The organism is bacterium, assembly GCA_021372535.1.
GTDB lineage: Bacteria > Latescibacterota > Latescibacteria > Latescibacterales > Latescibacteraceae > JAFGMP01.
The window spans coordinates 1-24,233 of record JAJFUH010000052.1; the positions used below are offsets into that span (position 1 = coordinate 1).

The window sequence follows — 24,233 nt, forward strand, 5'->3', positions numbered from 1 at the left end:
TGATACCGGAAGTAAAAAAAACATGGATTCCCGCTTTCGCGGGAATGACGGCTTGGTGCGCAGTTACACAGATTGTATCGAATCACCTTTATAGGGCTCAATTTCCGAAATATATTTCACTGTTTAATCGCCGGAGCAATATCTTAATCATTTCGCAGCCCAAGAGAAAGCGATTGAGGAAAAAAGTAAATCAGACTTTATACCTCGATGCTTGCGTCGAGATAGATATTTCCCATCACGTTTCCGAACATTCGGGAGGTCTGCCATGAAACGCAGGGAGCTCATGATAAAAGCGGGCAATGTCGCTGCATTCACACAACTGGCGCCTGTTCTCGCTGCAGGGGTTAAAACGGCCCATGCCGGACAGGCCGGTTCCGCATCCGCGCCCGGAAACGCATCGGTCAGAGTCGCGGATAATAAAGTCCATATCGAAACAAAAACGCTGACCGCGATCATCGACAAAGGTTTCCTCGTCTCGCTGAAAAGTAAAGCCACGGGGGAAGAGTTCATAAAGGGCGTGGATGTCAACCGTTCCGCCGCCCTGCGGATTGTCTATTTTTCGGATGAAACAGTCGGCATCGATGAGGAAAAGTTCGGCAGCATCATAACCCGTCAGCTTTCCGACACAAGGGCGGAGATACTGTTCCAGAGCTGGGACGGCGACGGTGTCATGGCAATCTCGGTCGATCCCGAAACCGGAGACATTCTCGTGGAGCCTTCGGCCTATTCATCGCGGCCGGGGGTACGGGCCTGCCGCTGGTGTCTGACCGGTCTGCGGAACGATCTCCAGCTTGTCGCCCCGTTTTTCCAGGGCGTCAAACTCCCGCTGGACGATCCTCTGATACGGAACAGCCGGTGGGAATGGCCCATGTACTGGGAGGCCGGTCTCGCCATTTTTCAGGCAGGTGAAGGCGGATTCTGGGTCCACACACGGGATGACCGGTACCGGTACAAGGCGCTGAAAGTCGGCTCGGATTCCGAGCCCAATGAAATCGGCCTCGACAGCGAAGCCTATGGCCCCGTTGACAGTAACCTGAGCGCCGGGGGCATCTGCTGGCGGATCAATGCCTTCCGGGGAGACTGGCATGCGCCCGCGGAAGAATACCGGACATGGTACTGGCAGGCCTATGATCTGGCTTCGGAAGAGGGGAGACGGCAGCCGTGGATATTCGATGTGAAATTTGCGGTGAGCTGGTGTCCCGGAAATCCCGACATCCCCGATGCGCTGGCAAAGAAGCTGCCGCCCCGGAATGTGCTTATTCATTATCCGGACTGGCGGACCGATATCTATGACCAGAATTATCCCACGTATAAAGCGAGCGACAAGGGGAAAGCATTCATCGAAAAATGCCGGAGCATGGGATTCCGCATCATGCCCCATTTCAATTCGATCGATATGGACCCGACGAATCCCGTGTATCCGCTGATCCGTGATTTTCAAATCCGCACCATCGAGAAAAAACAGCTTCTCGGGTGGAGCTGGTACAAAGGCCGGGCTATCGGCGTTCCCGAATCGAACTCGAACCGCACGAAAAACCGTGACAAGAATGTCATGGTGAAAGTACATCCTGGTCTGAGCATGTGGCGCTCGATTCTGGGGGAGAACATACTCGATGCGGCGCAGGAGCTTTCTCTCGACACCGTGTTTATCGATGTGACCCTTCACTCGTATAACCTCTACAACTGCTTCGTTGAGGCGACAACGCCTTCCGAGGGCATGAAACGGCTGATTACGCATGTCGCGACGCTCGGGAAAGGTCTCGTTGTCGGCGGTGAAGGACTGAACGAGATTACCGCGCAGGGCCTGTCTTTTGGGCAGGCGCACCTTTTCAAAAGCTGGCAGGAGTCGGTTGACGGTCTGGAGCGCGCCGGCGGGTGCAACCTCAACGAGGTGCTGTTCGGAAAACTGTGCCGGACGTTCGGATATTCCAGCCTGAGCGGGCGGAACAAAGACGAGGAGATGCGCATGCGTATTCACCTCGAGCATGGGGCTATTCCGACTGTTACGATCAGATCGCCGCAGGATATAAACGACCCCAATCCCGCTGTAAAACGGATGCTTGACAGCGCCGCCGGATGAGAGAGTTCAGCGGGGGATGTGTGTTTTTCGGTATCGGGTGTTAATGGGGAATATTTTTTTTCTGAATATCCCTTTTAATCCGATCTATTCATGATTATTTATAGAACGCGGATTTTTTCACAGTGGGCAACCACAGTGGGTTGCCCCTACAATAACCACAGGGAAAAAGCGGACAGGCGAACAGGGAAGCTCCTTCTTTGTTTATAAGGGGGGAAACGACGAAGCCGGAGGGATCGATAATAGTGCTGATTTATGGAGATAACCGAATACTTTTTTCACTCTCAAAGGGTATGGTGCCGACACGGACTGTTCACAAATTTTGATAGAACACGGATGGTTATCGGCAACTGTAAAACGGGGTAAACGATTGTTTCAGCGACCTGTATGGATCATGGCGATCATCGCCGCCGGAACGCTTGTGGCCGGATGTCTGCCCAATTACTATGCGGGCATCCGCGGCTCTCATGTGCCTCCCATCGCGGCAGCGCCGGTGCGGGATGGGCAGAAGTACCGGCTTATCGGGATCGACGCCGGCAATGGTACCTCATTTAACAACGGCGAGTATAACCACCTGGCGCGCGCCCGGTTTCTGCTGGCTATATCGGACAGGCGATCCGACACGAATCTCGGATTCATGGCTTATCAGGGAAGATACTCCGCGACACACGTGGGTGACTATAACGGCGTCTACGACTACTATGGACTGGCTCCAACGCTGAGCCATGTCCGGTTCTTTTCGAGACGTCATGTCGATGCGGGAATTGGTGCCCATGTTACGTTTGCCTTCGAAGGCGGTGATTATCTGTCCTTCAGGCGACGGACTGACAGAGCGGGCCGTGCGGAGAACGACACAGCCGCGATATCGGCATTCCTGGCACTCTATCCCATGGTGCGGTATCGTCCTGACGACATTTCCAGCCTGACATTTCAGTTAGCGCTCGGATCGTGGGGACCATTCTCGCCGAGCCTCATGTACCAGAAGAATCGATCGTTTTTCTGGCTTTACTGGATGCCGAATTATATGAGCGGGGACACCGTGCATGGCTTTGGCTCGTTTGCGGTCGGTTTCGGTTCGCGGCTTTGAGACTTTGTGTGCCTGATTCATGATCGATGGTGATTTCCTGTTATTTATAATGGAAGACCTTTCGTTAATGAATAACCTGTGACACAATTAATCACTTGCATGGTGATTATATCGGAGGTTTCTTCAATTATTGCTCCGGCGAATATATAATGATACTAATATTTGAAATAGATGCCGAAACACGTTCGGCATGACACAATCTTATGTCACTGTTTAACCACCGGAGCAATAATAAAGGACTCGTAACCATGAAAAACCGGTCTCTGCTTTATCTGATCGCCCTGTCGGTGCTGTATTCGTTTTTTTTCTGTTTACCGGTCTACTCTGCCGGACATCAGGAATGGCTGAACCGTCTGATCCCGCTCCCCAAGGAAATTCGTTTTGATGGCGAGATTACCGTGGCGGTGAAGGATGTCTCCGTATGTCTGCGCCCCGGCGCCGGGCCGGTGGAACGTAACGCGGCGGAAGAGCTGGCCTCGCTCCTCGGAACGAATATAAGGACATCGACGGGAGCGGGGAAATTCGAGATTGTCATCGGTATGGTTGACAGTCGCGGTACAGTCATGGGTATTAACCTCGCCGGAGAAACGGAGCGTCTGAAAACACTCCCCAACAGCGAGCAGGCATACGTGATCCGCAGGAAGGAATCGAACAGGCTTGTCCTCGCGGGAATCGATGAGCGCGGGGTTTATTACGCCGTTCAAACGCTCGAACAGCTCCTCGGAAACCGGTTCGACAGGGGTATGGTGACCATACCGCTTGCTGAGGTTACGGACTGGCCCGACCTGAAATACCGGGGAATGTGGGACGATACCTTTCCCGCCGATCAGATCGAATGGATGGCTTCCCTCAAGATGAACCTCGTCGACTGCCTTACGAATCTCACTGTCGATGAGGACGGCCACGGCAGGGTTACCGCGATACCATCGAAAGGGCCGACAGAGATCGAGGGCGTCGATTTCCCGACATTCTGCGCCAGGCATGCCGTGCACTTCGTTCCCATCATTCTCCACCTCAGTCACCTGGAACGCACGGGTATCTACAAGAAATATCCCGATCTCATAGGCCGCGGCGCAACGATCGATGACCGGTTCATCCCCCCCTGCGCAAACAGACCGGAACTCGCCGCCGTACTGGCCGACTGGATGGAAGCGCTGGCGGGACAACCCTCTGTCGACGAGATTTCCATATGGCTCAGCGAAGTCGAACAGCAGTGCGACTGCGAGGAATGCCGCAAGGCCGGACAGTATGTCATGGAAACGCGGGCGATTCTCAAGGCGTACGAGCGGGCTCGGGTGAAATACCCTAACCTTCGAATCCGTATACTGCTGACACAGGGCAGCTATCCGACCAACGAAAAGATTCTGGCGGAGATTCCCGGAGATGTCGGGGTCGTTTATTATCACGGCGAGAAAACGTACGATTCCTCCCGCGAGCCGATGATATATTTTCCGCTGCGTGAGTATGCGGCGCGCGGACGGATGCTGGGAGTCTGTCCGCAGCTCACCGTTTCCTGGGCAGTCGTGTGCCCGTGGAGTTCCCCCCAGTTTGTCAGGGCGCGGATGAACGAATATGTCGACAAAGGTTTGACCCTCCTGAGCGCCTATGCCACTCCGAACCTCATGCTGTACGAATTCAATATCGCCGCCGCAGCGGAGTGGTCATGGAACGCGCACGGCCGTTCCGAACGGGATTTTGCACTCGCATGGGTGACGCGCAGGGGAATGAAGAATCCCGGGGCCGCCGCTGATTGGGCTGTTCTTCTCGGCTCGGTATCGTGGGATATCTACGGTTCGGCGGTACCCTTCAACTTTGTGCCCGGTTTCGGAATTACCCGTCGCATGATCGAAAATCGTGTCAGACCGATACTCGGCGAAGATATGTTCCGGTATTTTCCCACGACCGGGGATTTCGACAGGGCGCTGGAAAAGTGTGACCGTGCGCTCGCGATTGCCCGTACCCTCGATGATCCGAAGATTCTCGAAGAAACGACGGTTGTCAGGGGATATATCGTGATGGCCCGTGAAATCTACGAGATAACGGAACGGATTTCAGGGGGTGTCGCTCCGGATGACAGCGTGCGGAAAGAGATTGAAATGCATCTCGAAAAACTCACCGGGGCATGCAGCGGCACCAACGATGCGTTGAAACGATGGGAAGCGCTTTTCGGTGAAGGTGCGGGCGGCGGACGGTTTACCGGCACGCTCAAACTGTCGGAAGACATCACGGCGATGATACGGGAATCGATACGCTGATTTGGTGTGCATGTGAAACAGGTATTTTTTCATCGCCTTATAAAAAATGAATTTTATTATGTGTCTGTTTTCGATATTATATCGTCATGAATTATGGTTTTTCACTATAACACACCTTTATATGAAAGGCGGATACCGTATGCATACAAAGCTTTTAAAATGTGCATTGATTGCCGGCACCCTGATCATGATTGTCTCCATGAATTCATTTGCTCAGAACCAGTCACCCGTGCGTATTGTATTCGATAAAAATTCACCGAGAATCGATATTGTCACCGGCAAACAGTTACCCAATTACACACAAGCCCAGCGGGGCAGTATTCAGTTCTACTACGGAAGGCTCGATAAACCCGAAGAAGGTTTCTGGTATTTCTTCGATGGCCGGAGCTTTCAGAACATCAAAAGTGTAGCGCTCATTCGGAAAATCCCTGCCCTGGGCGCATGGGCGATTCTCGGCGGCGGAGGATGGCAGGGTTCCGATAATACCGAGGTGCAAACCAATCCCATATCCATCTGTGAAATCGAGCACCATGCGGTTTCTTTCATTCCGATAAATCCTTCGACCAATAAACCCGATCCAAAGGTGTATGTGCTGCTCGACGATTTATACATGATTCAATGGAAAGACAACATCAATCACTGGGTGGCGAACAGATCACAGTCGGAACTGGATTCCCAGCAGGGTATTTTTTATTGACCGGGAAGCCCATGAACACCGTATGGGCATTTGTGCGGAATTTGAATTCATTCAGGAGAACATACATGGATATATCACACAAGCACTCGCGAAGAACCGTTCTGAAAACAGGAATTGCCGCCGCTGCGGCTGCGGCATTCACTCCTCCCGAAGCGAACGCTCTATTGCCTGAACCTGAGCCGAAGAAACCGGGAGAGCTCAAGATTGTCGGCGCGATGGGGCATGATTACAGGCTGGAATCAAGTATCCGGCCTGTCATGACCCATATAAAAAACGCCCGTGTCTGGTTTGCGCGGTGGTATGGTCCCATTACGCCCGAACTCCTCAGCGATACCGATCTGCTCATTACCTACTATGCCGGCGATTCCTTCGAATGGAGCCCGAGCGGTCTTGCCGACACCTCGGGAACAAAGAGAGCGAGCCTGTACAACGAGGAAAATATTGCGGCAATAAAGGATAATGTAATAAACCGCGGCATGGGCTGGATTGCAGTCCACAACACACCCTGGTTTACCGGCGATGAGCTCAATACCCTCCTCGGAGCCGATTGCCTGCTCCACCGTGAAATTCAGCCCGTTATCATCTGTAACCTCAATCAGAATCATCCCATCACTCAGGGCATCGAACCATTCATCATACAGCTCGACGAACAGTTCGGTTTATTCCTGAGGAATCCCGACGATCCCGATGTTACGGTGCTGTTCAGAAGCCAGGGGGTGCACGACAAACGCTGGACAATTCAGGGAATCTGCTCTCAACGGGGCAAAGGCAGAATTGTCACGCTGACTCCGGGACATTACGAATGGACATGGTACCAGGTTCAGTATCAGGAGATACTGTGGCGCGCCGCACACTGGTCGATGAACCTTGCTATCGAACCGTTTTTCAGGAATTTTGATAACTTTATCTGGTAGAAAAATCGACATGGAATATCGGTGATTGCCGGTAATCGGGGAAAAGTGACACGACAATCATTATAATCCATAATTACTAATATATTTTGGAGGTTACAATGGATTCAACCGATAAAGAAAGAAGACGGGGTGTTATCGGAGCCGGTCTTGCATCACTGGCTGCGGCCACGCTTTCAACTCAGGCCGCACATGCCGCCCTCAAGCCCAAAGCTCCCGGAGAAACGAAGGTTGTCGCAATTTTCGGTACGACCGCCTTGAATAACGGGATCGGGCATGAAATATGTGTCCGCAGGATATTCGAGTCAAAAAAGGACTGGCGGCTTATATTTGTCCGGGCAAACAAGTTTTTTACACCTTCGCTCATCAGCGATGCCGATCTTCTCATCACCTGCCGTGACGGGGGAGAGGACCCCATCGACCTGTGCGCCGAAAACGCGGGTGTGGCCGATGCGATTGTCCCGGGCGGGACTCTCTGGACCGATACGAATGTAAAGGCTGTCATCGACAATGTCAAAAACCGGGGCATGGGACTGCTCGCGCTCCATAATTCGGTCGCCGCCGGAAACAGGAAGTTCGTGGATTTCCTCGATGTCAAGGAGGAACTGCCGCACGAGTTCGAGCCCCTGTGGGTCACGCATGTGAACAGAGACCATCCGATAACGAAAGGGGTCGGAAAGTTCCTGATAGCACTCGACGAACAGTTTGCCGTTATTATCAAGTCCGAATCCACCGCGACTCTTTTCGAGACGACTGCGATCCACGAGAAACGTCAGACTGTGAGCGGATGGGCGCTGGAAAGCGGAAAAGGGAGAATCGTCGGTCTCCTGCCGGGAAGCACGGTTCATGCTTATCAGGCACCGGAATACCAGACGATTCTGTGGCGTGCCGCGCATTGGGCCATGAACCGTGAGATTCCGCAGTACCCGAATGCGAAAAACAGGTATTATTCATGATCTGTTGACGATATGAAGAAAGCATCCGGGAAATGTACTTTTCCGGATGCTTTTTTTACACATTACAACAAAAAACATGCCTGCTGAGAGGATAGAAGATACTGAAAAATGTCCTATATTTAACTTCAGTCCGTTCGGCAAATCAGGAGAGATGGATTTTCGGATTGCCGTAACGCACTTTCTCCGGTCAATTGCCTTTTAATACAAAAACGCCGCCCGGTTCGGGCGGCGTTTCGTGCTTATGGGGGGATATCTTTACTTGACGAGAAGCATTCGTCGGGTGACAACGGTCGAACCGGCTTCGATGCGGTAAATATACGCGCCGCTCGAATGGCCCATGCCATCCCACCTGACCGAGTATGTGCCCGGGACCATTGACGAATTATCGATCAGCGTATCGACCAGCTGGCCAGTTACATTATAGACTGACAGTTTGACCGGAGATGTTTCGGTGAGGCTGAAATTGATTGTCGTGGAGGGATTGAATGGATTGGGGAAATTCTGCGAAATCCGGATCGCTGCGGGGAGAGTATTCTCCTCGACCGCGACAACGGTGCCGGGTGCATGACTCAGAAAACCGTAATCGTCGAGCGCAGTCCAGCCGATCATCCAGTTGTCCTTGTCGAACGCGCCCTTGTAAGCGACCGTCTCAAAGAAACCGTCGTTCGGGATCGCCGCAAGGTTCTGATAGGCAGATCCGCTTGTGGCGGGACGCGGATCCATGGCGCCATTGGGCTGGCGAGTGATGAAGGTAAGCATCGGATCGGCGATGGCGTTGCCGTTTTGGGCGAGCATATTGGCTGTATAGGCGGCTTCTCCTGATTTAACCATTGATACGGCTTCAAATGTCGATCCTGCCTTTATGTTGAAAAGAACGTTGTTCTTCATCACGAGCGAACCGTCGGCTACGCGATCGACCGAGCCCTGGCCGGATGATGGTGTTTCGATGTAGAGGAGCTGACCGGACAGGTCGCCGATGATGTTGTTGGCCCAGGTACCAGCAGTGTTGTCGCGGAGGTGCATCCCGATCTTGGTTTCGGTTTCGGGTCCGTTCATGCCGGTACCGAGCAAGGTGCAGTTATACATCTGGGGGCGTGCCCATGGCTGGGCGTCCTCAGGCGCCACACCGCCGTCCTGCTCGGTGAGGGTGTCATTGCCTGTTCCCTCGCTCTGGATGGCGAAGCAGAACTGGAACTTGGAGCGGCAGCCTTCGTCCGTATCGAAGCAATCGTCCTCGCAGAAAGCCACCACAAAATGTTTCAGATTGACCGTGCCGCCGAAGATTTCGACACCGTCATCTTTCGATGCATACGATTCGACATAGTCAATTACGGTGTTATCGCCGACACCGCAGAGGGTGAGACCCTGCATTTCCTTGTTCGGTGCGAACACGATGCCGGTATGGCGGATTGAGATATATTTCAGGACGCCGGAATTGTCATGGTCGTCATCGCCGCCGTAATTGGTGAAGGTCCATGTTGTGGGCATGCCTTCCATGGTCTGGACCTTGTTGGCATTGTTGGTGGATGCCTTGCCGCAGAGCAGAACGCCGCCCCAGAAACCGGTTTCGAACGGGCCGACATCATCGGTGCTGTTAAGGTTGGTATCGTACTTGGTTGTGAAAATGATGGGGTGGTCGAGTGTACCGGCAGCGTTGATTTTGGCGCCCTGGCTGATGCAGAGAAAGCTCAGGCTTTCGAGCTGGCCGTCCTCGGCGCGGATAACCGTGCCCGGATCGATGGTGAGGGTATGGCCCGCGGTTACATAAACGGCACCGTTGAGAAGATAGTCGTTGTCGCTTGTCCAGTGGGTGTCCTTGTCGATGGGACCGGCATTAATGACGACTGTCTCGATCCCGCCGTGCTTGAGAAATCCGTACTTGTCGAGCGCGGTCCAGCCGATCATCCAGTTGTCCTTATCGAATGCGCCCTTGTAGGCAACCGTTTCGAAGAAACCGTCATTCGGGACAACAGCCATGTTCTGGTATGCCGGGCTTCCGGTTTTTGGCCTGGGATCGAGTTTGCCGTCCGGCTGTCGGGAGATATTGGCGAGCATCGGATCGGTGATTGCGTTGGCATTATTAGACAGCATGGTGGCTGTATAGGCGCTTTCGCCCGATTTCTTCATGCTGATCGCATCGAGCGTTGTCCCGGCTTTGATGTTGAAGAAGATGTTGTTTTTCAACACGAGCGATCCATCGGCTACGCGGTCCACGGAGCCCTGACCCGAGGACGGAGTTTCGATATAGAGGAGCTGACCGGAGAGGTCGCCGATGATATTGTTGGCCCAGGTGCCTGCGGTGTTGTCGCGGAGGTGCATACCGATCTTGGTCTCGGTTTCGGGCCCGTTCATGCCGGTACCGAGAAACGTGCAGTTATACATCTGGGGACGCGCCCATGGTTCGGCGTCTTCGGGCGCCACACCGCCGTCCTGTTCGGTCAGCGTGTCGTTGCCCGTTCCCAGGCTCTGGATGGCGAAGCAGAACTGGAACTTGGCGCGGCAGCCTTCATCCGTGTCGAAACAGTCGTCCTCGCAGAAAGCCACCACAAAGTGTTTCATATTGACCGTGCCGCCGAAGATTTCGACACCATCATCCTTCGAAGCATACGATTCGACATAGTCAATTACAGTGTTGTCGCCGACACCGCAGAGGGTAAGCCCCTGCATTTCCTTGTTCGGTGCGAACACGATGCCGGTATGGCGGATGGAGACGTACTTCATGATACCGGAATTGTCATGGTCGTCATCGCCGCCGTAATTGGTGAAGGTCCATGTTGTAGGCATGCCTTCCATGGTCTGGACCTTGTTGGCATTGTTGGTGGACGCCTTGCCGCAGAGGAGAACGCCGCCCCAGAAACCGGTCTCGAAGGGGCCGACATCGTCGGTACTGGCGAGGTCGGTGTCATACTTTGTCGTGAAAATGATGGGACGGTTTATAGTGCCGACCGCATTGATTTTAGCGCCCTGGCTGATGCAGAGAAAGCTCAGGCTTTCGAGCTGGCCGTCCTCGGCGCGGATGACCGTGCCCGGATCGATGGTGAGGGTATGGCCCGCGGTTACATAAACGGCGCCATTGAGAAGATAGTCATTATCGCTTGTCCAGTGGGTGTCCTTGTCGATGGGACCGGCGTTGACGGTGATGGTCGCCGCGTGGGAAAGTGTCGGTACCGCAAGCATTAGTACAATAAGAAGAAGACGAAACATGTATGACCTCCGTATGTATGGTGTATGTTGAAAACGTTCGAAAAACGATTTTTTTCCCGAGAATTTCACCTCCTTTGGGTTGTCGTGCAATCGATGGGTCGAACATTAAAGGCTGTAGGTTATGTTGACCGAATACGACCGTCCTTTGCCGGACCTGCTCCTGAAGAATTCCTCGCCCCGGTAATCCTGAACCTTCTTCTCCTCGGCGTCCAGCAGGTTTTTAGCTGACATTTTCAACCTGACATGGCTCGACAGGTTTTTTGAGAATGAATAGTTGAGAGTGGGAAAAGGCTTTTCGTACACATCGGGAGTTCCGCCGAGCGAGTTTTCGGAAAGCCGCCTGCCGTAAATGTTGTAAAACAAGGTGCTCGATACACCCATTCCCTGGTTGTCATAGGAAAAATCGAGGTTGAAAATATAGGGCGACTGACCCATGAACGGACGGGTGGTTCCGGCGTCGGGGTTGTATGCCCTGATGAAAACCATCTCCTCCTCGGGTATGTCCACGACGGATTTAACGAAGGTGCAGTTGGCTCCCACGGTGTAGTTTGCGAGAGATGAGTGCAGAAGGTCGAGCGCCGAGCGTGTCTCGAGCTCGAGCCCTGTCACTCTGGCCTCCTCTACATTGGAGAATGTAGTTTGTCCATCGTAATCGACGATTACCCGCTCGATGGGATTCTTCATGTCTTTTACGAACAGGCTTGCCGAGAGCACCTCTCCGGTCCGGAAGAACCATTCCCACCGGATATCGTAGTTGGTAATGAGCGTTCGCTTGAGATCGGGATTGCCGACCACGAAAGCTCCGGCGCCGAAATCGTAGGTGGCGTAGGGCGCCATTTCGCGAATGGTCGGACGGGCTACGGTTCTGCTCCAGGCGAGCCGGAGATTCATATCCGATATCAGTTCGTATACGAGATTGACCGAGGGGAGGGTGTCGTTGACTTTCACCGTGCCTTTGGTTTCGGGATTTTCCACCGACATGTCGGTCGCCTCGTACCTGAGACCGCCAATGAACCGGAGTTTCGAGGTCAGCCCGATATCGATCATGCCATAGCCGGTGTCGATATTCTGGTTGCCGTTGTAGAGCGAGGACGGGTATTTGAGTTCGATGATAGTGAGGCCGAAGACATAGGGCGTTTTTGTGCTGTCTATGAGCCCGAGGTGGCTTTCCGAAAAATAGTCCGCGCTGTCGCCGGTATAAATAATGTTCGTTTTATCGTCCGGCTTCTGGTATTCGAACTGGCGCTGGACAAAGGAGCGCTCTTTTCTCGATATCTGGCCGCCGAATTTGATGGAGTTTTTCTCTTCGTTTCTGAATTTGAACGGGACACTGATGTCGGCTCCGGTTTCGCCTGTCGATTCCGTCAGCTTGCGGAACGTTCTGGTCGGACGCTGAAAATAGTTATTATAGAGATTGTAATTGGGGTTATCGGGCTCTTCGGTGTTGTAGGTATAGGTAAAATACCGGAGATCGGGTTCGTTCTGGGATGTTTTAGACGAACTGTGGCGCCATTCGACACGTATCCCCGCTAATCCCGGGAATTTGTGGTCGCCGCTGAACTGGATTGTCCGCAGAAAGCGATCGTTGTAAGAAAGGACATTCGGCTCGAAGGTACGATCGACGGAGATATTCTCGCGGTAGGTTCCCGAAAGAATGCGAGCTGTCTTTTCGCCGTTCTGGCTCACCAGCGAATTGATTCCGATCTTGTGGTTCTCGTTAAAACGGTAGGCGAGATCGAGCAGCCCGCCCCACAATACATCTTCAGTACTCTTATAATCGGTAAGCTGCATGTATTCCGAAAGTTCCGGGGCTTTAGGGTCGGTGAGTTTCCAGAGCCCGACATAGCCGTCATCGTACGATACGAAACTGCGTGCATAACTGAGGCTTCCCAGAATACCCAGCGGACTGCCGAACAGCTTGTACTGGTTCCCGAGTGAGACGGCGTAACTCTGGTTGAGTCCCGCGTAGCCATTCGAGGGTTTCATGGTATTGTTGAATACCTTGCTGTAAGAGTCGAGCTCATATGCGAGGTCCTTGTCTCTGCGGGCGACGGTTGCGCGGGGAATCTCCACATCCGGATCTGCGAGAATACCGGGAATCTCAATCTTTTCGCCGGCAGTCCCCGTCCACGTGGTTCCGGCGTTGTAAGTCAGATAGTCGCCGGTGAGGTTGGACTGGGGATTGTACGAAGTACCGAGGGAAACGGTGAGGGTGGGCTTTTCGGGAAACGATTTGGTCTCGATGTTCACTGCGCCACCGGTAAAACTGCCCGGTTTGTCGGGTGTGAACGTTTTCTGGGTCACGATGTTCGAGATGAGATTCGAAGGAAAGAGGTCGACCTGAACAGTCTGGTTGTACTGGCTCGTGCTCGGGAGTTCCGACCCGTTGAGCTGAATATTCATGTAACGGTCGCCGAGGCCGCGGACAACGACGCTCTTGCCTTCCACCACCGTGGTGCCTGTCACCTGCTTCATGGCGTCCGCCACATTCGAACCTCCCGCCTTGGAGATCGCTTCGGCGCTGACAGCGTCGGTCACCGCTTCCGACTCCTGGCGCTCCTTGAGCACGGATGCCTCGGTTTCCTGAATCGCCCGCGCCTTGACCGTGACTTCTTTAACTTCGAAGGCTTCGGGATTGATGGTGATGGCGAGCGTCACCGTTTTATTTTTTCCGACGATTACGCTGTCGATCCGCGTCTCCGAATAACCCACCATACCGGCGATAACTGTGTAAGTCCCCACGGGGACGGAGGGGATGACGAACTTCCCTTCGATATCGCAGACGGCGCCGAGCCTGGTTCCATCGAGCCTGACCACCGCACCCACCATGTCCTCTCCCGTCGACCCATCCACCACGTTTCCGGTAATCGTCCCTTTTCCGATGTCTTGCGCCTGCAGGGAACAGGCGAAAGCGAGAACATACATGATACAGACCATATGAACAGTAAATAAATGTCGATTCATGAATAATCCTTTTTGATAAGGAAAAAAAAGTGTACAATTGGGGATTTACAGGTGCCCTGCCGTTATGATGGTGATAAAATAGAGAAGCACTGTTAGGGGTATATTACGCTTGGGATAGAATTCGGCTAAAATGGGTGGGCGTTTCGTCCCCTCGTGACATGGAGGACAGGACGCAGCCGGGGGATCAATGGCGGAATATCACAACAATTCCTGCATCAGACAGGTTCATTTCCTCCGTTCACGAACGGCTGCGGACCGTTAATGAACATCTCGTCGGATATTTCGATAAACGCATACTTGTCGGCAGAATTTTTTGCCTGTTTCTTCAGCTCGGCGAGTATGGTGAAAATCGTCTCTTTATCGCAGTGTTTACGATCTTTCGGAACAACCAGACAGCCGGCACTGACTTCAAGGAGGGGATATCTCTTTCTCCGCCCGTTTCTGTCGTTCGAGATGATGTAACCATTCCTCTGATGTTCCGGCCGATAGATGCTTTTAACATTCTCACGGAACTGATTGATAATATCCCGGACAAGCCCGTTGCTTTCCTCGAGCGAAACAGCCTCTAAATCGATTCCGATGAAGAAATCGTCACCGCCGATATGACCGATGAACATGTTTCGTCCGTTCTGAAACTTCCGCAGAATATCGGAAAAAAGGAGTATGGCTCTGTCACCCTGACGGAAACCGTACAGGTCGTTCAATGGTTTGAAATTATCGAAATCGAAATAGACGAAGAAATACCCGGCGGTGTTCAAATCGAGCGCCTGTGAGATGTAGCGGTTGATAGCGTTGTTTCCCGGAAGTTTTGTGAGAGGATTCTGCTCGCGCGCTTCGGCGATGTTCTTTTCGTTCAGCGCCATCAGAAGGGCATTGGCATCAAGAAAACCGACATAACGGCCGTTTTCGGACAGCAATATTCCATCACCGTTCGAATGGGTCGAAAAGAGCCCGAGAATCGTTTCCACCTGTGTCCGAATCTCGGACACAGGTATTTTCGTGATGAACTTCAGGATGTTTCCGGATGACTTGTTTTTCAGGATATCCTTTCCGTATGGCGAATATACGTAATCCTTGAGGTCCCGCTCGCGGATGACGCCAACCGGTTCACCGTTGCCGTTGATGACCGGGAAAAAATTGTGGTAATTTTTCCGGAAGCCTTCGAGCACGGTACACATGCTGGTATAATCGCCTTTTTCGTCGTGCAGGTTGATCGTCTTAATTTTCTGCATCTGGCTGATAATAATATCGTGGTCGGAGGAGGGCGACCGGTTGTCGTTAGTTGTGATGTCGGCGATGACGTTGTACTGTTTTTTAATCTCATCGAGAAAAAGGGTGGGCCGCTGGATGAAAAAACCCTGGACGTAATCGCACCCGAGCTTCTTGCACTCGAAAATCTCATCCGCGGTTTCCACTCCCTCGGCGATCACCGTTATTCCCATCGTATGGGCCATCCGGACGGTGGTTTCCACACAGAGCTTCTTACGGGAATCGCCCGCGATCCCTGCGATGAAAAAACGATCGATCTTGATGATGTCCGGCTCGGAATGGTAGAGCAGTTCGAGGCCGGAAAAACCCACGCCGAAATCGTCTATCGCTATTCTGATGATTTCGTTCGGTGTGGTGCGAAGCATGCTCTTAATGTCTTTAACCTTGATATTGTTGAGCACGAGTGTTTTACAGTCGTGACGCTCTGAAATCTCGTAACAGAAAGAGCCCGGGTGGAGGTGAAAACGGTCGATGATTGTCAGGGAGTTTCCCTTCATATACTCCGGAGTTACGAGCGTTCTGTTGTCTATGTTGTAGAGTATCTTGATCTGTTTGTGAAAGGGGATTTGTGTGAATTTTTCAAGCACCTTGGGTTTCAGGAGAGAATCGAGATAGTACAGCATCGAATCGGCGTAGGCAGCGTCGAAAACATCCTGTATCGTACTGAATCCCGCCGCATCGTAGTTCCTGAGCAGCGCTTCAAGTCCGTAACATTCACCGGAATAGATATTCACAATCGGCTGAAAAGCGAAATCGAACGATTCGACGAATCCTTTCCACTTCTTTCTGAGGCTTTCGTCCAGGTTATCCAGAGAAAGGACACGATTGTCACATTCAGTAAGCATATCTCTACCTCTTCCACAGTTTGTTTGAAAGACAACAAATTCATGCGGCCAGGACTGTGCATACCGGTCGGTGAGTGTTGCTGCTGTTCCGGTTCGGAAAATTCTGAATCGGCGCTATCGGGTCTGTTTCTGTCGCGCCTCGAACTCCTTCTCGATATCGAGTTCTTCGAGGGTTTGCCTGATCACATCGATGTAGTGTTCGGCGTAAGCTTTTGTTTCGAGGTTTTTCGAAGCGATAGTGTATTCCTCGATAGCCTCCCGGTATTTCTTGTTGAAGCGGAGGTAATCGGCGACAGCGACTCGGGCGCGAGCGTGCCCGGGGTCCTTTGTAAGGATGATTTGTGCGGTTTTATATGCGTTTTCGATATCACCAAGATCACTGTATGCGATGAGAATCTTTTCGAGAACTTCGATTTTTCCGGGATTGAGCTCATCGGCCTTTTTGAGGAGGGGAAGAGCATTTTTTTGCTGGCCGAGTTTCATGTAGAGGAGCGCCTTACCGTACCGCAGGTAGAAATTCCCGGGAAGCGCTTCGATTCCGCGGTCGTACGCAGTGAGGGCGCTGCCGGTATCACCGGCGTTGTCCAGCGCGACCGGCAGCATCCGCAGGGCTTTCTCGTTGGCCGGGTCGCTTTCGATTACCCGCGCGAAGGCTTCGGCGGCTTCCTTATAGCGCTTCAGGCCGTTCAGCGACAGGCCGCAGGCGAACTGGGCATTGATGTTCCGTCCATCGAGCGCGTAGGCACGTTCGAAATGGGCGAGAGCCCCCTTAAAGTCGTTTTTCTTATAAAGGGCCAATCCATCGCGGTACTCGTCTCCGGATTCCCGGTTCACGACTACATCACTTTCCTGGGCGCCCCGGATATCCGAAAAAGGCGCAAGAAAAAGCACGACCATCGTCCCCGCGAGTATATACGGAAACAAACTCCTCATGTCAGCCCCCTCACTGTTCGAGCTCGAATGTGTATTTCATCTGTACCCAGCACTTGACCGGCATATCGTTCTGTTTCGCCGGTTTGAACGTCGTCTTCATCGCCGCCTGGATCGCGGCGTCCTTGAGCAGCTCCGGCCCTTTCATTACTTCGGCCTTTTCAACGGCCCCGTTCTTACCGACGAGCGCACGGACGAACACCGTTCCCTGGACACCGGCTTTCCGCGCCTCCTCGGGATAGGCAGGTGCTACCTCGCCGATGCGTTCCGGTTGCTCCTCGACCGCGAAGAACTCGAAAATTTCCTCCTCCACGGGCGCTTTTTCGACGACCGCCTCCGGTATGATCACCGGTTTCACCTCATTCGAGACCGGAGCATTGAGGTCGAGGGACGTATCGTCGATGGTGACGTCATCGAGCGAAACATCATCGCTCACTTCGAGAGGCATGGCGAGCTTCGGCGCGGGAGCGGTCACGCGCTGCCGTGTCTCCGGGATGTTTTCGAGCTGGATGATGACCGGCGGCGTTTTCACCTTTTTCTCGAGTTTTTCCTGCTTCACGATGGGAATGTTCAGCCCGAAACCGATTGCTATGATGGTGACAAGGGCACTCCCGAGAAGAATACGCGGCGACCGTTTGTGGAGATCGGCGCGTGGATTCTTGAAACCGATTATGGACGTCGATGTCATTTTTCCTGCTTCGCTATGAATGATACCCGGTTGGCGTTCGCTTTCTTCAGCTCTTCGATGACTCCTGAAATCGTCCGGTAAGGCGTATCCTTGTCAGACTTCACCTGAACGATGATCCGGGGATTCTCCTGGAGCTTCCCGTTGACCACACCTGCTATGTCTTCGATGTTCACCGTGAACTCATCCACCATCGTTCGGCCGTTGGCACCGACCCAGATGCTTACCACGTTCCGCCTGCTTTTAAGCGGGTCGATACGCTTTGCGGCGGGAAGATCGACCGGGAAACCACGGTAGACCACGAACACGGTGGTCACCATAAAGAAAATGATCAATAGAAACGAAATGTCGGCCATCGGCCCCGTGGGGATGTCCTGCTCTATTTTTAACCGTTTTTTAAAACGAATCCTGCCCATGTCTCTCTCACTCGGTGTCGGGTTGTGCAATTGATATCTTGTCGTTTCCAGCCTCTTTCACAGCGTCTATGATGTCAACGAACGACTCGTACCTGGCGGCGGGGTCGGTCTTGATCGACACGATGAGGAGGGGGTTCTGCCCGGTCATGGTTTTAATCCGCTGTTCGAGCGCGTCGAGGGAGACCAGCTCCATGTCCTGCATGATCTCGCCGGCGGAGTTGATCCAGACTTTCGTGATGTTCCTGCTCGGCACCCTCGTCGATGCTCCATACTGCGGCAGAGTCAGTCCCAGCCCCTTGTCGTGGGAGAGGGATGTGGTCACGAGGAAGAACACGATCAGGAGGAACGCGATGTCCGCCATGGTCGAGGTGGGGATAGACGCCCGTACCCGTTGTCGTTTTTTCAGCATGCCTTGCAGCCTCCATTCATCACTGAACACCGGCTTCGTAGCCGAGGTCCACGAGGGTGTCCACGAACTTGCTCGCATTTTCCTCCATGGATACCACGATACGGTCGATCAGGTACACACAGAGGTTGTAAGCCATCTGTATGGGTATCGCCACGAGAAGACCGCCCGCAGTGGTGATCAGCGCCATGGAAATTCCGGCAGCCACAATCGAGGGTTCGACATCCCCGGCGGCGGCAATGCTCCTGAACGCGGAGATCATACCCGCGACAGTACCGAAAAACCCGATCATTGGCGCCACATTTGCGATGGTGGCAAGCCATACAAGCCCGTTCTCGAGGAATGCCATCTCAACCGCCCCGGCGCTCTCCACCGCCTTCTCGACGTGGTCAATGCCCTTGTGCACCCGTGAAAGACCCGCATGGACGATTGTCGCCACCGGACCCGCTGTCTTCGTGCAGATTTCAGTTGCCTTTGCGAGTCCGCCGTTCCTGTCCTGGAGTGCCGTGTACACCTTGGAGTACAGGCGCCTGGTATTGAACATTGCGATAAAAATGACGACGAGCCGCCAGAGGGTGATGGTCACTCCCACGGCGAACAGAGCCACCAGTGTCCACATGATGAGCGGACCGCCGTCGTTGATGTAGGTTAGAAATGTTTCCTTTGTCATCGATTGCCTCCTGTATGGAATTGTTTATTTGAATTGTTTTGGTTTCGCGTATACATCAGACGAATGTATTTCAGGGCGCGCCTGAAAGACGACTTGTTTTAGTCCTGACATGCAGGAACCACCTATTTTGCATTACGTGGTGAGTTCCCGTAATTAATTGGAGCTATTTATAATCTTGCCATAAACAACAAAATCTTCACTATTTTACCGGACAGTTCTGAATTCATGTAATAATTTGTTTTATCTGAAAATGTATGCGGGCTGCATATGGATTCCCGATTAAAGATTCGGGAATGACGTCGTTACAGCGACTCCTGAAACCAAACCGAGGCTTTAGCACCGGAAACTGCAGATGCATTTCAGATAAAATACGGGTTAACGGTTTATTCTTTACCGCGTTTGAAAAAAGTGCGCTCGGCTTTTTCCTCGTCCGATTCGGGTCGTTCTATCTGCCAGATAAGCCGCTGGGCATTCGCGCTCCAGCGGTCGTCCTTCATTGCCTTCCTGAATTCATCGAGCGCCTTGTCTGTCTGCCCGAGGGTTTTATAATTCACTCCCAGGAGGATATGGAAACGGCCGTCCTCAGGAGCGAGCGCCATGCCTTTCTTCACATATGTGATGCCCTCTTCGGTCAATTCATCGGGATTGAAGTACTCACAGAGCTCGCCGAGCACCGCTACATTGTCGGGCTCTAACCCGTTGTGACGTTTCAGCGCCCAGACGAGATTAGCACGGTCGGAAAGGGCACGGTAGATATCCTCGATCACCACGATCACCTCAACCGATGTCGAGTCCGTCTCGGCAAGCCGGCGGTAGTACCGTGCCGCACTCTCCCGGTCTTCGAGGAGCATGCTTGCCTTGCCCGATATCTCGAGCGCCCGGTGGTCGTCTTTCCGTTTTCCCATCGCCAGAACGGCATACATCCGCGCTTTTTCGTAATCACCCTTCCCGAAGGCGAATTCCGAAGCTTTCATAAGATTGTCATACGAATCTTCGCCCGATTCGATCAGAGTTGCCAGATCGGCATAAGCACCGTCGGAATCGCCGAGATACTCCCTGATGCTGGAGATTGTGGCGAGCAGCCTGGGATTATCCGGTTTGAGCTTGTGCATGAGGATGTACATTTCGAGTGTCGAAGCGTAATCGCCTTTTTCAGTGTAGAGCGTGGCGAGACGGGCAGCGGCGTTGTAGTAATCCTGTTTCAGTTCGAGGGCATGCCTGAACGCCTTCACCGCACCGTCCTTGTCGCCCATCTGATCGAGGAGATCGCCATAAGCGTAGTGTACCTGGTAGAGACTGTCCCAGAGAGCGATGGATTTCTCGAACTGCCTGCGCGCTTCCTCGCTATTTCCCGCGTTCTTCTGCTGCACGGCGAAGCTGTAATGCTTTTTAGCCTCGTTTACCGTCTCGTCGGTTGCAGAAAGACCGTTCGAGGGTGCTTTTAACACTGTCGCACCAACGACAAGGGCGAACACCGTACAGAAATAAATTCGTTTCATGGGCAAGTATCCTTCAAATCGATCCGGAATGAACGTTTTTTTACAGTGCTCTCAAAATACACCCTGTATGTTAAGGTTCTGTAATAATTCCATATGAATTGTGTGAAAATAGACCGGGACTACAGACCGAACATAATGCCGGCATAAATCATCCTCGGTGTTGACGGGCCATAGATGTATCCGGCGTCGCGGTCGATGCCGCGGTCGAGATCGTCCTGATAAGTATCAGTAATGTTTTTGATTCCCACCTTCAGCAAGGTCCCCTGACCGCCCGCCTGCGGGTAAATCAATTCATACGTGAATCCCAGATCCATCGTCACAAAAGAATCGGTCGTTTCGAGCCGGTCCGTTTCGATATATCCGGCGTAATGGGGCACTTTCATTGCTCCGGTATACTGCATGGCGGCAACAACTGACAGGCGGTGATGGGGAGTGTAATACACTATGAGATTACCGTATTGTCCGGGAGTCCGGAAGAGCCGTGAAATGCCGAAATCGGGCTCCGGAGAGTCAAGCTTGTCGGACTGGAAGGTGAAACTGCCCTGTGTCTCGATCGTTTTCACCGGTTTGAATCCGGCCTGGAGCTCCATACCTGAGACGGTCAGTCCATCTCCGTTCCTTCGTTCGAACTCGAAGTAATCGGTGGATGGATCGTCGGCCTCCACCAGCTGAAACTGGTCGGTGAGAGAAGTGTGAAATGCGGTGATTCCACACTGTACGGGGTGGTCGGCCACAACACCCATGTAATCGAGCGTGGCGGACAAACTGATACTCTTTTCCTCGGCAAGACCATCGGAGTTTTTATAAATGTGACCCTCGCCGCCAACCTGGGTGATATGCAGATCTTCGTCGAACACCTGCGGCGGTTTGAATCCGGTCGACACACTGCCGCGGAGTTTCCACCCGTCAGTGATTTTCATCAGTGTGGAAACACGCGGGCTGATAACGGGGTTGTCGAGCAGCGAATGTTTGTCAAGACGAACACCTGCAACTACCGTGTATCTCTCAGCAAAAGAAAAGTCATCCTGGATGAATATTCCCATGTCGTTATAAGTATCATCGATAATGCGGTTATATGAGACCGCTTCATCTTTAAGATATTCCGACAGATATGTGACGCCGCCGGTCATACTATGCGAACCCGCCGAGTAGTGCAGTAAGCCGGATACATAATGAACCGGGTTTTCGGTTCTGCCGTAGGCGTTAGGGTCCCGGCCCGCGCCGTAATACGTATCCCGGTTTGCCAGCGCGAACGAGTAACCGGCGTCGAATGAGAGGTTACTATTGACATTGTGCGTATATTTAACATTACCGCCCCACCGATAACTTTCGATGGCTTCACTGATGTCTGCCTGATGGCTCGGTTTCGTCAGGCTGTTACCGCCGCGGCGGTTCTCATGAATCCGGTGCACACTGCCGGTCAGCTCGCTCTGCTCAGTTATCGTACGGTACATCGTGAATCCGAGCGTTTCCCCGCTGATTTCTCCAATGTCCGTGAAACCATCATCATCACGGTCATATCCATTCTGACGGCGTGCGTTGCCGAAAATGAACATGCCGTATTTGTTGTTATCGGCGGTCATTTCACTGAAAAAACCGGATTCCGCCCGGGCATGATCACCAGCCACTTTATAATCAAAGCTTACACCGCCGGTATTGACAGCAGGGCGACGGAGGCGGATATTCACCACGCCGCCGATGGCATTCGCACCGTAAAGAGCTGAACCGCCGCCCTTCACGATTTCGAGAGATTCGATCATCTGTTCGGGAAACTGCTGAAGGCCGTATACGCCGGCCATGGTCGATACGACCGGATCGCCATTGATGAGAATCTGGCTGTAACCGCCTTCGAGCCCGAGCATGCGCAATTGCGAGAAACCGCAATTCTGGCAGTTGTTTTCGACACGAACCCCTGGAGTAAACTGGAGAACTCCGAAAAGGTCGGGTTCCACAACCGCTTCGATCTGCCGTTTCGGAATTACCTCGGTTTTGACCGGGGTATCCTCAAAGAGATGTTTTGTCTGCGTCCCGGTCACGACGATTTCGCCCATGTTGAACATGGAGACTTCCAGCCGGGCGTGGACAACACCGCCGGTGGCCTTAATCTCGACCGTCCTGTAACCCGTCATCTGGAAGACAAGGATAAAGTCTTCATGGGGGACATCGGTCAGCGTCCAGAGTCCATCCTTATCAGTTAAAGTTCCGATTTTTGTTCCTTTCACAAATACCGCAGCGCCGTAAATTGGCTCCCCGGATTCTTTTTCGGTAACGGTACCCGACACTTCTTTGGCCGAAGCAGCGGAAGTCGATACTATTAACCAGAAAATCATTATGGCAGGTATAGATAAACGCATGGATATCTCCCTTCCGTAAAAAAATAAAAAAATGAGCGTATAGATCACGCTGTGGCGATCAGGAATGTACCATGATAATGGCTGAAAAAAGGTGAAGGTCAGGCGGCAGCCGGCGGTGCACGGTTGGGAGAAATCGTAATGGAGAATTGGGAATGTGGAAAAAAGTAAAATATCGAGATAAAACAGCAAGGAATCCGGATAAAACCGAGCAGAACGAGTATGTAGAGAAGTAGCGGTCCCAGTTCGAGGGACAGGAATGAGTCGCAGATGGGGCAATACACGTTATTGACGACATCCTCGAATGTATGCCTGTACGTATAATCCCACGAAATGATGCACAAGGAAAGAACCGCGATGAAAAGCATGAAAAGACTTTTCCGGTTCACAATAAATTCTGGTTCCGAACCCCGCATAACATACAGCCTTGAAGAGTATGAAACATGGTGAATGTATTTCCGAAGCCGATTATTCGGACGATGTCAGCGTCATGGCCGAACCGTCTTCATTGATATTGAGACTCATTCGCAATAGATGTAAAAAAAAACGAGATCAATCCTTTTTTCGACATTCGCCGCAGTATCCCCGAATACTCAGATGGTGTTCAACCGCAGTGAACATGTTTTTTCTGCATATCTCATCCTGAAGTTTTTCGATTCTGTCTTCGGAGAATTCAATAATTTTCCCGCACTGTATACAGACAAGGTGGTCGTGATGTTTACGACCATATGCATGTTCGTACCTGGTAGCACCGGTACAGTCCAGCGTTTCCTGAATTATATGGCTTTCGAGAAGCAGGGGTATGATCCTGTATACCGTGGCCCGTGAAATGTGCGCATTTTTCCTGCGCAGGTTGTCATACAGGTCCTCGACATAGAAATGACCGTCAAGCGCGGTCACCGCATTCAGAATCATCGCACGGGAGCCGGTATATTTCAGGCCGTTTGCCTGAAGGTATTCCCTGAATTTTATTTCCGCAGAAACCATGTGCCTTCTTTTGGTTGCGAATGA

General features: G+C 52.5%; 18 protein-coding genes. 6 read left to right on the top strand and 12 right to left on the bottom strand.

All coding sequences use genetic code 11. The annotated features are described in order from the left end of the window. Positions 1–265: 265 nt before the first annotated feature. From LLG96_05720 to LLG96_05745, 6 genes are all read left to right on the top strand, one after another. On the top strand, positions 266–2,080 hold the full coding sequence (locus LLG96_05720) for a DUF6259 domain-containing protein (protein ID MCE5249701.1): 1,815 nt from the start codon (positions 266–268) through the stop codon (positions 2,078–2,080). 367 nt (positions 2,081–2,447) lie between these two features. Further along, the gene (locus LLG96_05725) at positions 2,448–3,164 is read left to right on the top strand and encodes a hypothetical protein (protein ID MCE5249702.1); all 717 of its coding nucleotides are present in this window, start codon (positions 2,448–2,450) and stop codon (positions 3,162–3,164) included. A gap of 248 nt (positions 3,165–3,412) precedes the next feature. After that, positions 3,413–5,419, top strand: a complete 2,007-nt coding sequence (locus LLG96_05730; protein ID MCE5249703.1) for a glycoside hydrolase family 20 zincin-like fold domain-containing protein — start codon at positions 3,413–3,415, stop codon at positions 5,417–5,419. Between the two features lie 139 nt (positions 5,420–5,558). Next, the gene (locus tag LLG96_05735) at positions 5,559–6,116 is read left to right on the top strand and encodes a hypothetical protein (GenBank protein MCE5249704.1); all 558 of its coding nucleotides are present in this window, start codon (positions 5,559–5,561) and stop codon (positions 6,114–6,116) included. A 65-nt stretch (positions 6,117–6,181) separates the two neighbouring features. Then, positions 6,182–7,030 carry a ThuA domain-containing protein gene (locus LLG96_05740; GenBank protein ID MCE5249705.1) on the top strand — a complete coding sequence of 283 codons (849 nt, stop codon included), beginning with the start codon at positions 6,182–6,184 and terminating at the stop codon, positions 7,028–7,030. 98 nt (positions 7,031–7,128) lie between these two features. After that, positions 7,129–7,983, top strand: a complete 855-nt coding sequence (locus LLG96_05745) for a ThuA domain-containing protein (protein MCE5249706.1) — start codon at positions 7,129–7,131, stop codon at positions 7,981–7,983. 255 nt (positions 7,984–8,238) lie between these two features. On the opposite strand, the gene LLG96_05750 is transcribed toward LLG96_05745, so the two are convergent. The 12 genes from LLG96_05750 to LLG96_05805 form a co-directional block, all read right to left on the bottom strand. After that, on the bottom strand, positions 8,239–11,187 hold the full coding sequence (locus LLG96_05750; protein ID MCE5249707.1) for a T9SS type A sorting domain-containing protein: 2,949 nt from the start codon (positions 11,185–11,187) through the stop codon (positions 8,239–8,241). Positions 11,188–11,292: 105 nt separating this feature from the next. Then, positions 11,293–14,151, bottom strand: coding sequence for a TonB-dependent receptor (locus LLG96_05755; GenBank protein MCE5249708.1), 2,859 nt, complete (start codon positions 14,149–14,151; stop codon positions 11,293–11,295). A 215-nt stretch (positions 14,152–14,366) separates the two neighbouring features. Further along, complete coding sequence (locus tag LLG96_05760) at positions 14,367–16,265, bottom strand: GGDEF domain-containing protein (GenBank protein MCE5249709.1); 1,899 nt, start codon at positions 16,263–16,265, stop codon at positions 14,367–14,369. A 114-nt stretch (positions 16,266–16,379) separates the two neighbouring features. Further along, a complete protein-coding gene (locus LLG96_05765; GenBank protein ID MCE5249710.1) occupies positions 16,380–17,198 on the bottom strand; it encodes a tetratricopeptide repeat protein in 819 nt (272 codons plus the stop codon). Between the two features lie 10 nt (positions 17,199–17,208). Beyond that, entirely contained in the window at positions 17,209–17,883 is a 675-nt protein-coding gene (locus LLG96_05770; GenBank protein MCE5249711.1) for a TonB family protein, read from the bottom strand. Beyond that, positions 17,880–18,296, bottom strand: a complete 417-nt coding sequence (locus LLG96_05775; protein ID MCE5249712.1) for a biopolymer transporter ExbD — start codon at positions 18,294–18,296, stop codon at positions 17,880–17,882. The genes LLG96_05770 and LLG96_05775 overlap by 4 nt, the downstream gene beginning before the upstream one ends. A gap of 7 nt (positions 18,297–18,303) precedes the next feature. Then, on the bottom strand, positions 18,304–18,705 hold the full coding sequence (locus LLG96_05780; protein ID MCE5249713.1) for a biopolymer transporter ExbD: 402 nt from the start codon (positions 18,703–18,705) through the stop codon (positions 18,304–18,306). A gap of 19 nt (positions 18,706–18,724) precedes the next feature. Further along, on the bottom strand, positions 18,725–19,372 hold the full coding sequence (locus LLG96_05785) for a MotA/TolQ/ExbB proton channel family protein (protein MCE5249714.1): 648 nt from the start codon (positions 19,370–19,372) through the stop codon (positions 18,725–18,727). A gap of 383 nt (positions 19,373–19,755) precedes the next feature. Beyond that, positions 19,756–20,871: a hypothetical protein gene (locus LLG96_05790; GenBank protein MCE5249715.1), complete on the bottom strand. Its 1,116-nt coding sequence runs from the start codon at positions 20,869–20,871 to the stop codon at positions 19,756–19,758. A gap of 119 nt (positions 20,872–20,990) precedes the next feature. Further along, positions 20,991–23,225, bottom strand: coding sequence for a TonB-dependent receptor (locus tag LLG96_05795; GenBank protein MCE5249716.1), 2,235 nt, complete (start codon positions 23,223–23,225; stop codon positions 20,991–20,993). Between the two features lie 98 nt (positions 23,226–23,323). After that, positions 23,324–23,590 carry a hypothetical protein gene (locus LLG96_05800; GenBank protein ID MCE5249717.1) on the bottom strand — a complete coding sequence of 89 codons (267 nt, stop codon included), beginning with the start codon at positions 23,588–23,590 and terminating at the stop codon, positions 23,324–23,326. 184 nt (positions 23,591–23,774) lie between these two features. Beyond that, the gene (locus LLG96_05805; GenBank protein MCE5249718.1) at positions 23,775–24,209 is read right to left on the bottom strand and encodes a transcriptional repressor; all 435 of its coding nucleotides are present in this window, start codon (positions 24,207–24,209) and stop codon (positions 23,775–23,777) included. Between the last annotated feature and the right edge of the window lie 24 nt (positions 24,210–24,233).